10 protein-coding genes are annotated in these 12,500 nt (G+C 50.7%); 4 read left to right on the top strand and 6 right to left on the bottom strand.

The features are described 5' to 3' along the window. Nucleotides 1-13: 13 nt before the first annotated feature. The 3 genes from tomB to acrA form a co-directional block, all read right to left on the bottom strand. Nucleotides 14-388, bottom strand: a complete 375-nt coding sequence (gene tomB, locus OGX97_RS16135) for an Hha toxicity modulator TomB (protein WP_003021733.1) — start codon at nt 386-388, stop codon at nt 14-16. Nucleotides 389-876: 488 nt separating this feature from the next. Continuing rightward, a complete protein-coding gene (gene acrB, locus OGX97_RS16140; RefSeq protein WP_008783964.1) occupies nt 877-4,026 on the bottom strand; it encodes an efflux RND transporter permease AcrB in 3,150 nt (1,049 codons plus the stop codon). Between the two features lie 22 nt (nt 4,027-4,048). Further along, nucleotides 4,049-5,242, bottom strand: a complete 1,194-nt coding sequence (gene acrA / locus OGX97_RS16145) for a multidrug efflux RND transporter periplasmic adaptor subunit AcrA (RefSeq protein WP_032942549.1) — start codon at nt 5,240-5,242, stop codon at nt 4,049-4,051. Between the two features lie 141 nt (nt 5,243-5,383). Between acrA and acrR the strand changes: the two genes are divergently transcribed. Then, complete coding sequence (gene acrR / locus OGX97_RS16150; RefSeq protein ID WP_003831045.1) at nt 5,384-6,034, top strand: multidrug efflux transporter transcriptional repressor AcrR; 651 nt, start codon at nt 5,384-5,386, stop codon at nt 6,032-6,034. A gap of 128 nt (nt 6,035-6,162) precedes the next feature. After that, nucleotides 6,163-9,528, top strand: a complete 3,366-nt coding sequence (gene mscK / locus OGX97_RS16155) for a mechanosensitive channel MscK (protein ID WP_048214782.1) — start codon at nt 6,163-6,165, stop codon at nt 9,526-9,528. 39 nt (nt 9,529-9,567) lie between these two features. Here mscK and OGX97_RS16160 read toward each other — a convergent pair whose 3' ends face one another. The 3 genes from OGX97_RS16160 to priC form a co-directional block, all read right to left on the bottom strand. Beyond that, the gene (locus OGX97_RS16160; RefSeq protein WP_048214781.1) at nt 9,568-10,491 is read right to left on the bottom strand and encodes an Rpn family recombination-promoting nuclease/putative transposase; all 924 of its coding nucleotides are present in this window, start codon (nt 10,489-10,491) and stop codon (nt 9,568-9,570) included. Between the two features lie 69 nt (nt 10,492-10,560). Next, nucleotides 10,561-10,728, bottom strand: a complete 168-nt coding sequence (rsmS, locus tag OGX97_RS16165) for a pleiotropic regulatory protein RsmS (RefSeq protein ID WP_065772037.1) — start codon at nt 10,726-10,728, stop codon at nt 10,561-10,563. A 14-nt stretch (nt 10,729-10,742) separates the two neighbouring features. Then, nucleotides 10,743-11,270 carry a primosomal replication protein N'' gene (gene priC, locus OGX97_RS16170; RefSeq protein ID WP_008783968.1) on the bottom strand — a complete coding sequence of 176 codons (528 nt, stop codon included), beginning with the start codon at nt 11,268-11,270 and terminating at the stop codon, nt 10,743-10,745. Nucleotides 11,271-11,339: 69 nt separating this feature from the next. On the opposite strand from priC, the gene OGX97_RS16175 reads away from it, so the two are divergent. Beyond that, nucleotides 11,340-11,717 carry a DUF454 family protein gene (locus OGX97_RS16175; RefSeq protein WP_008783969.1) on the top strand — a complete coding sequence of 126 codons (378 nt, stop codon included), beginning with the start codon at nt 11,340-11,342 and terminating at the stop codon, nt 11,715-11,717. Nucleotides 11,718-11,910: 193 nt separating this feature from the next. Continuing rightward, nucleotides 11,911-12,462, top strand: a complete 552-nt coding sequence (gene apt / locus OGX97_RS16180; protein ID WP_003021759.1) for an adenine phosphoribosyltransferase — start codon at nt 11,911-11,913, stop codon at nt 12,460-12,462. The last annotated feature ends 38 nt before the right edge of the window (nt 12,463-12,500 follow it).

Here is a 12,500-nt window from a genome sequence, read left to right on the forward strand (position 1 = left end):
ATTGTAATAATTTTTAACAAGACAAACTAACAGGATTAGCCCTGGTGGCATTGACAAAACAGCGAAACAGTCGATTACCTGACTTCCGCCATTTCTGCAGATCCTGCGTATTAATACCATAACTGCTGAACAACATAAAAGTGTCATCCAGGTATTCATCTATCTGCGCGATCAGCTTATTGTCCTCATTGTACTTAATTTTATAATTAAGTGCGAAGGTTGCAATATGCTCTATCAGTTCATTGAGCTGCAAGCTGGTTGCAGAGGTAGGGTCATTAACCCAGCCATGGTTACTTTGTTCAAGGTTTGCAAGACAGTCATGATACAGAGTTTCGCAGAGAAATTTAAGCTGCGCGATATCATGTCTTTTGGGTGAGTATTCATCCATAACGCATCCCCTTCTTAGTGGCTTAAACTAACCGAACACCTTTCGGGATGGATACAACAACTACCTGGAACTTGCCCGCGACTCCTGATGATTTAACTATAATCTACTCTAAAAAAGATTTCATCGTCATATCACGAAAAATTACAATTATGTAAAATTATGATGCTACGTCATTTTTACATTTTAACAGATAAATGCCGCTATTCGAAATGGGACAATTTCTTTATTCTTCGGGCAATCATCGGGTTATCTTGTTTAGGTTTAGCAACGAAAGGCAACAACCGACAATGTGAACCAGTGGATAGGATTAATCTTAATATTTATTAAAGTAAATAAGAACTCTCGCTGTTTTTTTAAGAATAGCCTTTAAGGCTGCAAGGATTATATCGCTTATTTATCCGATAGAAAATAAACGGAATGGCAATAAGTGATTTTTATGATTTTTCCAGAAAAAAGGCCGCTTGCGCGGCCTTATCTTTAGAGATGTATCAATGATGCTCTACTGAGTGGCTATGCTCAATATCTTCATTTTTGCGGCTAAAGCGGCGGCGTACCACCACAAAGAACACCGGAACAAAGAAGATCGCCAACACGGTTGCCGTCACCATCCCGCCCATTACGCCAGTACCAACGGCGTTCTGTGCACCGGAACCTGCGCCGGAGCTGATGACCAGCGGCATTACGCCCAGAATAAAGGCCAGTGACGTCATCAGGATTGGACGTAAACGCATGCGTACTGCGTCCAGCGTCGCCTCTATCAGACCTTTACCTTCTTTATCCATCAAGTCTTTGGCGAATTCGACGATAAGTATCGCGTTCTTCGCCGACAACCCAATGGTTGTGAGCAGGCCTACCTGGAAGTAAACGTCGTTGGTCAGGCCGCGGAACGTTGCTGCCAGCAATGCACCGATAACACCCAGCGGTACAACCAGCATTACGGAGAACGGGATTGACCAGCTCTCGTACAGCGCTGCCAGACACAAGAACACGACAATCAGTGAAATGGCATACAGGGCAGGGGCCTGGTTGCCGGACAGTCGTTCCTGGTAGGACATACCGGTCCAGTCATAACCGATACCGGATGGCAGTTTGCTGGCCAGTTGCTCCATCATGGCCATGGCTTCACCGGTACTTTTACCCGGAGCGGCCTGACCTAAGATTTCCATGGAAGGCAAACCGTTATAGCGTTCCAGACGCGGTGAACCGTATTCCCAACGTGAGGTAGAGAAGGCGGAGAACGGTACCATCTGTCCATCGCTGCCGCGGACATACCAGTTTCCAATATCTTCCGGCAACATACGGTATTTCGCTTCAGACATGACGTAAACTTTCTTCACACGACCACGGTCGATGAAGTCATTCACGTAGCTTCCGCCCCATGCTGCACCCAGCGTTGTATTAATATCACTAATGGAAACGCCCAGAGCCTGCGCTTTTTCCTGATCGATATCGATCTTGAACTGCGGCGTATCTTCCAGACCGTTAGGACGAACACCGACCAACAGATCAGGATGCTTCGCGACTTCACCAAACAGTTGGTTACGCGCCTGAGTCAGCTTCTCATGGCCCAGACCTGCCTGGTCAATCAACTGGAAGTCGAAACCGGTCGCGGTCCCTAACTCCACAATCGCTGGCAGGTTAAAGGCAAAGACCATCGCGTCTTTGATCTGCGAGAATGCGCCCATTGCACGTTGAGTAATCGCTTCAACTTTGTTCTCTTTACCTGGACGTTCACTCCAGTCTTTCAAAGAGACGAATGCGATACCGGTGTTCTGACCACGACCTGCAAAACCGAAGCCGTTAACGGCAAACACCGATTCAACGTTCGCTTTTTCTTTGGTCAGATAGTAATCCGTCATTTCGTCCAGCACCTTCTGGGTACGCTCTTGCGTTGCACCCGCTGGCAGCTGAGCCATAGACAGGAATACCCCCTGATCTTCATCTGGCAGGAACGAACTTGGCAGACGAACGAACAGATAGGCCATGCCCACAACGATGATCAGATACAGCGCCAGATAACGACCGGTGCTGCGCAGAATACCGCCTACGCTATCGGTGTAATGGTGCGTACTCTTATCGAACATGCGGTTAAACCAGCCGAAGAAGCCTTTTTTGCCTTCTCCGTGATCGCCTTTAGCAATCGGTTTGAGCATGGTCGCACACAGGGCAGGGGTCAGAATCAATGCCACCAGTACAGACAACGCCATCGCGGAAACAATGGTGATGGAGAACTGACGGTAAATTGCACCGGTAGAACCCCCGAAGAACGCCATTGGGATAAATACCGCTGACAGTACCATCGCGATACCCACCAGTGCGCCCTGAATCTGGCCCATTGATTTACGCGTTGCTTCCTTCGGCGGTAGTCCTTCCTCAGCCATTACACGTTCAACGTTCTCGACCACAACGATGGCGTCATCCACCAGCAGGCCGATGGCGAGCACCATCCCGAACATCGTCAGGGTGTTTATCGAGAAGCCGAAAATCGCAAGGACGGCAAACGTACCCAAGAGCACCACCGGCACGGCGATAGTCGGAATCAGCGTCGCGCGGAAGTTCTGCAGGAACAGATACATTACCAGGAACACGAGGATGATTGCTTCCGCCAGCGTTTTCACTACTTCGTGAATAGATATTTTCACGAACGGCGTGGTGTCATACGGGTAAACGATCTTCAGACCTGACGGGAAGAACGGTTCCATCTTCTTCAGTTCATCGCGGATAGCGTTTGCTGTATCCAGGGCGTTAGCACCTGTCGCCAGCTTGATACCCAGACCGGATGCCGGTTTACCGTTGAACTTCGCAATGATGTCGTAGTTCTCACCGCCCAGTTCCACTTTCGCCACGTCACGCAGACGAACCTGGGAACCATCCTGATTCACTTTCAGCAGAATTTTGCTGAACTCATCAGCGGAGGTCAGACGGGTTTGCGCGATGATTGACGCGTTAAGCTGCTGGCCTTTCACCGGTGGTGTACCACCTAACTGACCGGCTGCAACCTGGGCGTTCTGCGCTTTGATGGCGCTGATTACATCAACCGGCGTCAGCTGGAAGTTGTTCAGTTTGTTCGGATCCATCCAGATACGCATCGCGTACTGAGAACCGAACAGCTGAACATCACCTACACCTGAAGTACGGCTGATGGCATCCTTCATGTTGGCGCCAACGTAGTCGGAAATATCCTCCTGCGTCATGGTGCCGTTGGTGTTGATAACACCGACCACCATCAGGAAGCTGCTGGATGACTTCTCAACGCTAACCCCTTGTTGCTGTACTTCCTGAGGCAGCAACGGCATGGCCAGCTGCAGTTTGTTCTGCACCTGTACCTGCGCGATATCCGCATCAGTACCAGACTGGAAGGTTAGGGTGATCTGCACGGTACCCGTGGAGTCACTGTTAGAGGACATGTACATCAGGTTATCGATACCGTTCATGTTCTGTTCGATAACCTGCGTAACAGTATCCTGTACTGTTTTGGCATCAGCGCCAGGGTAGGTCGCGGAGATCGTCACTGCTGGCGGTGCAATAGTTGGATATTGCGCTACCGGCAATTTGAGGATCGCGAGCCCCCCTGCCAACATGATGATAATGGCGATCACCCACGCAAATATTGGGCGATCGATAAAGAAATTAGGCATGTCTTAACGGCTCCTGTTTAAGTTAAGACTTGGACTGTTCAGGCTGGCTACCGCTTTGGCCTTGCTGGTTGTTATCAGCGGTGATTTCCTGCGCTTTTACCTGCGCGCCAGGACGTACTTTCTGCAGCCCAGTGACAATCACGCGGTCGCCCGGCTTAAGTCCATCAGTGACTAACCATTTGTCGCCAATCGCTTGTGCGGCGACAATTTGACGAGTTTCAACTTTGTTGTCTGCACCGATAACCAATGCACTGGCATCGCCACGCGGTGTACGGGTAACGCCTTGCTGTGGAACCAGTAATGCCGTTGGGTTAATCCCTTCTTCCAGACGTGCGCGAACGAACATACCCGGCAGTAAGGTGTGATCCGGGTTAGGGAAGATGGCGCGTAACGTAATCGACCCGGTAGTTTGATCAACCGTCACATCAGAAAATTCCAGCGTACCGGACTGCGGGTATTTAATGCCGTCGTTGGTCACCAGTTCGACTTTCGCTTTGCCGTTCTCTTGCTTCAGCGTGCCGTTGGCCAGCTCTTGTTTCAGGCGCAGGAAGTCGTTGCTTGACTGCGTCACGTCCACGTAGATCGGGTCCAACTGTTGAACGGTCGCCAGTGCGGTCGCTTGACCGTTTTGCACCAGAGCACCTTCCGTAACGGATGATTTACCAATACGGCCGCTGATCGGCGACGTCACTTTGGTATAGGCCAGATTGATGCGTGCAGTTTCTACCGCGGCTTTCGCGGCGACAACGGCGGCGTTTGCCTGCTGTGCGTCTGCCTGCGCGCTATCGTAATCCTGTTGACTGATGTACTTGGTACCCAACAGTTTCTGATAACGTTTAACCGTCAGTTGAGCGATATTTGCTGCGGCTTGTGCTTTGGCCAGATCGCCTTTTGCGCTTTCATAAGCGGCCTGGTAAGTCGCAGGATCAATCTGATAGAGAGATACACCCGCTTCGATGTCACCACCTTCGGTGAAATTACGCTTCAGGATAATACCGCTAACCTGAGGACGAACTTCTGCAATGCGAAACGCACTGGTGCGACCCGGAAGCTCAGTTGTTATCTGTAGAGGTTCAGTTTTGAGCGTAACAACTCCAACCTCTGGCATCTGCTGGCCCCCTTGTTGGGCCTGTTTGTCGTCACATCCTGTTAGCGCTAAGCTGCCTGAGAGCATCAGAACGACTGCCAGAGGCGTTAACCCTCTGTTTTTGTTCATATGTAAACCTCGAGTGTCCGATTTCAAATTGATCAATGGCTTAAAGCCCATAAACCCATTGCTGCGTTTATATTATCGTCGTGCTATGGTACATACATTCACAAATGTATGTAAATCTAACGCCTGTAAATTCACTGACATATGGCACGAAAAACCAAACAACAAGCACAGGAAACACGACAGCATATTCTCGATGTTGCTCTGCATTTGTTTTCGCAACAAGGGGTATCATCCACCTCGCTTGCGGAGATCGCAAAAGCCGCTGGTGTCACGCGCGGCGCAATCTATTGGCATTTCAAAAACAAGTCGGATTTATTCAGTGAAATCTGGGAGCTAGCAAAACCTAACATTGATGAGTTAGAGACTGAGTATCAGGCAAAATTCCCCGACGATCCACTATCAGTATTAAGAGAAATTTTAATTTACGTTCTTGAAGCTACCGTGACAGAAGAACGCCGACGTTTGTTGCTGGAAATTATATTCCACAAATGCGAATTTGTCGGGGAAATGGCCTCTGTTCAGTTAGCTCAACGCCATCTTTGTATTGAAAATTACGATCGTATCGAACAAACATTGCGGCACTGTATGGATGCCAATATGCTGCCGGAAAACCTGAACACCCGTCGCGTGGCGGTCCTGTTGCGTAGCTATATTACCGGAATCATAGAAAACTGGTTATTTGCCCCCGAATCGTTTGATCTGAAAAAAGAAGCTCGGGAATACGTCGCAGTGCTGCTGGAGATGTGCCTTATGTGCCCAACTCTGCGGCTTGGCGTGGCGGAAATCCACTAAATGTTTTGGGCCTGTACCAGGAATTCTCCTGGTCGTTTTGCCTGCTGCTATTCTGCCGGTCACAGCCGTGATATTCTTGCCGCTTGACTATTTTCGGTCACTTTTCCGGTTCAGAAACGTTCACTCTCATGACTATGTTGCAGCTCTATAAACGTTCACAGCATCTTATTGCTATTACCATCCTTTTCTTCATTCTCTTGCTTTCTTGCCAGTCGTCTGCTTTTGCGCGGGCGCAACAGAGTGGTGAACTGCCGACGAAAGCGGATATTCAGAGCCAACTGGATGCACTGAGTAAACAAAAAGATCTCTCCGCGCAGGATAAGCTGGTTCAACAGGATCTCCTCGATACCATCGCCACGCTGGATAAAATCGATCGCGTGAAAGATGAGACCGTACAGCTTCGTCAGAAAGTTGCCCAGGCGCCGGAGAAAATGCGTCAGGCGACGGATGCGTTAAATTCGCTCAGCGATGTCGATAACGACGATGAAACGCGAAAAACGCTGAGTACACTCTCCTTACGACAGCTTGAGTCGCGCGTGGCACAGGTTTTGGATGATCTGCAAAGCTCGCAAAACGATCTTGCTGCCTACAACAGCCAATTGGTGTCGCTGCAAACGCAGCCAGAGCGTGTGCAGAATGCGATGTACACCGCGTCGCAGCAAATGCAGCAAATCCGCAATCGACTCGATGGCACCAATGTGGGAGAGGCGGCGTTACGCCCCAGCCAGCAGGTGTTGCTGCAGGCGCAGCAGGCGCTGCTGAATGCGCAGATCGACCAACAGCGTAAGAGCCTCGAAGGTAATACTGTTTTGCAGGATACCTTGCAAAAACAACGTGATTACGTAACAGCTAACAGTAACCGGCTTGAACATCAGCTCCAGCTTCTGCAAGAAGCGGTGAACAGCAAACGACTAACGTTAACCGAAAAGACGGCTCAGGAAGCGGTAACGCCGGATGAAGCCGAACGTATTCAGTCAAACCCGTTAGTGAAGCAGGAACTGGACGTTAACCATCAGCTCAGCCAGCGTCTGATTGCCGCGACCGAAAACGGCAACAACCTGATGCAGCAGAATATCAAAGTCAAAAACTGGCTTGACCGCGCGCTGCAATCCGAACGCAATATTAAAGAACAGATCGCCGTCCTGAAAGGCAGCCTGCTGCTGTCGCGTATTCTGTATCAGCAACAACAAACACTGCCGTCGGCGGATGAACTTGCCGATATGACTAACCGGATCGCTGATTTGCGTCTGGAACAGTTTGAGATTAACCAGCAGCGTGATGCGCTATTCCAGAACGATGCGTTTGTCGCCAAATTGGAAGAAGGGCACAGCAACGAAGTGAATGGTGAAGTCCATGATGCCCTGCTGCAGGTTGTGGATATGCGCCGTGAACTGTTGGATCAGCTGAACAAGCAGCTGGGCAACCAGTTGATGATGGCGATTAACCTGCAAATCAATCAACAGCAGCTAATGAGCGTCTCGAAGAACCTGAAAGGGATCCTCACGCAGCAAATCTTCTGGGTTAATAGTAACCGTCCGATGGACTGGGACTGGATCAAAGCCTTCCCACAAACGCTAAAAGACCAGTTTAAGTCGATGAAAATCACGGTGAACTGGGAAAAAGCCTGGCCCGCCGTCTTTATTGCGTTCCTGGCGGGGCTGCCACTACTGCTTATTGCTGGGTTAATCCGCTGGCGTTTGAAATGGTTGAAAGAGTATCAGGCGAAATTAGCCGCCGCAGTAGGGAATCTACGTAATGACAGTCAGCTCAATACGCCAAAAGCGATTCTGATCGATCTGATCCGAGCGTTGCCGGCGTGCCTGATTATCCTCGCCGTGGGCCTGATTCTGCTTACCATGCAGTTGAATATCAGCGACCTGCTGTGGGCGTTCAGTAAGAAGATGACAGTCTTCTGGCTGGTGTTTGGTCTGTGCTGGAAGGTGCTGGAAAAAGATGGCGTGGCAATTCGTCATTTTGGTATGCCAGCGAAGCAGACCAGCCACTGGCGCCGCCAGATCGTGCGTATTAGCCTGGCGCTGTTACCGCTCAACTTCTGGTCGGTCATTGCTGAGCTGTCGCCGCTTAATTTGATGGACGATGTGCTGGGTCAGGTAGTTATTTTCCTCAACCTGCTGCTGATCGCCTTCCTGGTATGGCCAATGTGTCGTGAAAGCTGGCGCGACAAAGAGTCGCATGGCTTGCGTCTGGTTACCATTACTGTCCTCTCAATTATCCCGATTGCATTAATGGTGCTGACGGCGACAGGGTATTTCTACACCACGTTGCGCCTGGCCGGTCGTTGGATTGAAACGGTCTATCTGGTTATCCTCTGGAACCTGCTGTATCAGACGGTACTGCGTGGATTGAGCGTGGCGGCACGGCGTATCGCCTGGCGCCGTGCCTTAGCGCGTCGTCAGAACCTGGTGAAAGAAGGGGCGGAAGGAGCCGAGCCGCAGGAAGAACCGACCATTGCGCTTGAGCAGGTGAACCAGCAAACGCTGCGCATCACCATGCTGGTAATGGTTGCCCTGTTTGGTGTTCTGTTCTGGGCTATTTGGTCTGATTTGATAACTGTATTCAGCTACCTCGATAGCATTACGCTCTGGCATTACAACGGCACCGAAGCGGGAGCTGCGGTGGTGAAAGACGTCACCATGGGCAGCCTGCTGTTTGCGATTATTGCGTCAATGGTCGCGTGGGCGCTGATCCGTAACTTACCCGGCCTGCTGGAAGTGCTGGTGCTGTCGCGACTGAAGATGCGCCAGGGCGCTTCGTATGCGATCACCACGATCCTTAACTACGCGATCATCGCCATCGGCGCGATGACGGTCTTCGGATCGCTCGGTGTTTCATGGGATAAGCTACAGTGGCTGGCAGCAGCCCTGTCGGTTGGTCTTGGTTTTGGCTTGCAGGAAATCTTCGGTAACTTTGTTTCGGGTCTGATTATTCTGTTTGAACGCCCGGTCCGCATCGGCGATACCGTGACTATCGGTACGTTCTCAGGAACGGTCAGCAAGATCCGTATCCGTGCCACCACTATTACCGACTTCGATCGCAAAGAGGTGATCATCCCGAACAAAGCATTTGTGACGGAGCGTTTGATCAACTGGTCGCTTTCCGATACCACCACGCGTCTGGTGATCCGCATCGGTGTGGCCTACGGTTCGGATCTGGATAAAGTGAAGAAAGTGCTGCTGCAGGCGGCGATGGAACACCCGAAAGTGATGCATGATCCAGAGCCTGCGGTGTTCTTTACCGCCTTCGGCGCCAGCACGCTGGATCATGAACTGCGATTATACGTACGTGAACTGCGCGATCGTAGCCACACGGTTGATGAACTGAACCGTGCGGTCGATCGTTTGTGCCGTGAAAACGACATTGATATCGCCTTTAACCAGCTCGAAGTGCATCTGCATAACGCGAAAGGTGATACCGTGACCGAGGTTAAGCGTGACATCATTAAAGGTGATGATCCGACGCCTTCGGTAGGTTAAGTTGCAATCAGGGCGGCATATTTGTCGCCCTGATTGCATTTAGTGCGCCAGCGCGACCAGTTCTTCCTGCGTCAGGCCTGTAAGGTGCGTAATCAGCTCCAGTTCCAGGCCGCGGGCGAGCATTTTTTGTGCGATATTACGCGCTTCAACCTGCCGACCTTCTTCTAACCCTTTTTCCAGCCCTTGTTGTATGCCTTCCACTCTGCCTTTTTCTTCCAACCATTCGGCAATCGTCATCAGCTGTTCCTTGTACTGTGGCGCACTCTGCGCCAGATGGCGGACAAGTACGCCGGGTTCCGTGGTATTTCCTGCTTTAAGCATGTAATTAATCAAAACGTCGATTTGATATTCTGTCAGATGCTCTTGTGTTAAGAGTGTGACCAGTTGATCCAATAGCTCACTCAGATCCCGTCGACGAATATGTTTTTGCAGGAGTTCCAGCATCGCTACCCGTTGATGCTGCAAGATCTGATTATCTGGCATTACGGTCAGGTCTACCAGTGTAAATTCATTGCCGTAAAGCGCTTTCGCAAGCTTTGGTTCGCTAAACAGGTGATGCCAGTTAAGGGTATAAGGCCACGGACTTTCCATACCATGGTAAAACAGGATAGGAACGACCAGAGGTAATGTCTTATGCCCGGCGTTAAGATGGTGTTGCATGGCGGCAATTGCGTAGCGCATCAGGCGAAAGGCCATGAATTTATCGGGCTTACTCTGATGTTCAATCAGTGCGTAAACGTAGCTGGGTCCATGTGTTGTTTGCAGGGAATAGAGGATATCTGAATAGCTGGTATGTAAATCGTCCTCAATAAAGCTGCCTGATTCCAGCGTTAATGTATCCATATCGCATATATTGAGAAATGCTTCAGGCAAATGGATCTGCAAAAAATCTCGGGCAACCTCCTTTTGCGTCAGCATTTGCCGAAAGACCGCGTCGTGGGGTGTGGTGGGGAGTCGTTCCATGATCTGTCCGTTATCGTCGTGATGTTGCGACGACTCTGACACCGAAGCCAATGGCAGACCAGAGGGCAATTAATCAGTTTGCGAGGTGCCTTCCGCAGTTTTAAGTTTGTTTTCATAATCACGCATGACGATCTCCAGCGCGCGTAGCACTGTTCGTGCTGGTAGCTGATTTTCCTCAAGTAAAACAATCAGGTCGACGGCCAGTTTGACCTCGTCCGGGGCGTTCTCTAATGACATAAATTCTCCGGGGATTAGCGGGTTAAACGCGCCAGCACGTTTTCTATTCTTGCCAGTGCATGACGACAACGCGCGAGTCGCGCTTCGAATGCTTCTACTTCACGATGCAGTTTTTGCTGTTCTTCAAAGCCGGTAGCCTGAGCCAGGCGCTCTTTGCGTTCTCGCGTCATTTCAACCAGACGGCGTTCAAACTCCTGGTGTTGGACCCGCTTGCGCTGCCAGCGCGCAAGACCTGGAGATGCGCTGTCCCACTCCCGGAGCGACCAACTGGCGGTTTCACGTGAAATCGCCTCTAACTGTGAGGCAAGGTGTTCCGCAAGCCAGGTGATTTGTGGGAGTTGCTGCTGCTCAACGGCGCGACGCAGGGCAGTAAGATTATCGTCAGCCTCATCCAGACAGGCCTGCAGCAACGTGCTGCGCGTGTGAAACAGATGCCTGTCAAAGCGGGCGCTAAGCGTTGTGTGGTGCGCCAGCGGGGCGCAATGTTGTCGCAAGCGGTTAAGCTGGTTTTCGAGCGTCTGTAACAGCATGGCGGTTTTCACAACAACACTCCGATGAAAATGAGAACCGTTATGCTAAAGTAGCGATTCTCTGTGTTAAGTACTCATATTATGCAACGCATTATTCTAATCATCATTGGCTGGATAGCGGTAGTGCTAGGTACGCTGGGCGTTGTATTGCCTCTGTTGCCGACGACGCCGTTTATACTGCTGGCTGCCTGGTGTTTTGCCCGCTCATCGCCGCGTTTTCACGACTGGTTGCTTTACCGTTCGTGGTTCGGCGGGTATTTGCGCCACTGGCAAAAACACCGTGCGATGCCGCCGGGAGCAAAACCGCGCGCTATTTTGTTGATCCTGGTGACGTTTGGTATTTCACTGTGGCTGGTCAATATGATGTGGGTACGCGGCCTGCTGCTGGTTATTCTCGCCTGTTTACTGATTTTTATGTGGCGGATCCCGGTGATTGATGAAAAACAACAAAAGCAGTAAAGCGCAATAATCGCTGTTGCAATTGTCTCTCACAGCCAGTAAATTCGACCGTTTTCGAGCACAGGCGCAGGTGGTCAAAGGTTAAGCAAGTGTAACCTTGGCTCTTATATAGACACAAAATCATTCAAGATTCGTCGAGGATGAAGTGTTTAGTGCGCCGTGAAGTAATACTGTATTAATCAGGCACAAACTTATGACCGCGACAGCACAGCAGCTTGAGTTTCTCAAAAATAGCATCAAAAGCATCCACGACTACCCAAAACCGGGCATTCTCTTTCGTGATGTCACCAGTTTACTGGAAGACCCGAAAGCCTACGCCCTCAGCATTGAATTGCTGGTTGAACGCTACAAAAATGCGGGTATCACTAAAGTGGTTGGCACCGAAGCGCGTGGCTTCCTGTTTGGCGCGCCGGTAGCGTTGGGTTTGGGCGTCGGCTTTGTTCCGGTACGCAAACCCCGTAAGCTTCCGCGTGAAGTTATTGCTGAGACCTATGAGCTGGAGTACGGCACCGATCAGCTGGAAATCCACGTTGATGCCATCAAACCTGGCGATAAAGTGCTGGTTGTGGACGACCTGCTGGCAACTGGCGGCACGATTGAAGCGACCGTGAAGCTGATCCGCCGTCTGGGTGGTGAAGTTACCGATGCTGCTTTTATCATTAACCTGTTTGATCTGGGCGGCGAACAGCGTCTGGAAAAACAGGGGCTTACCTGTTATAGCCTGGTTCCATTCCCGGGCCACTAATTTAGGGCTATCTTTTTTGCCATTTTGGCCCCGGTCAG

It is taken from the genome of Citrobacter sp. Cpo061 (assembly GCF_030332845.1).
Lineage (GTDB): Bacteria > Pseudomonadota > Gammaproteobacteria > Enterobacterales > Enterobacteriaceae > Citrobacter > Citrobacter portucalensis.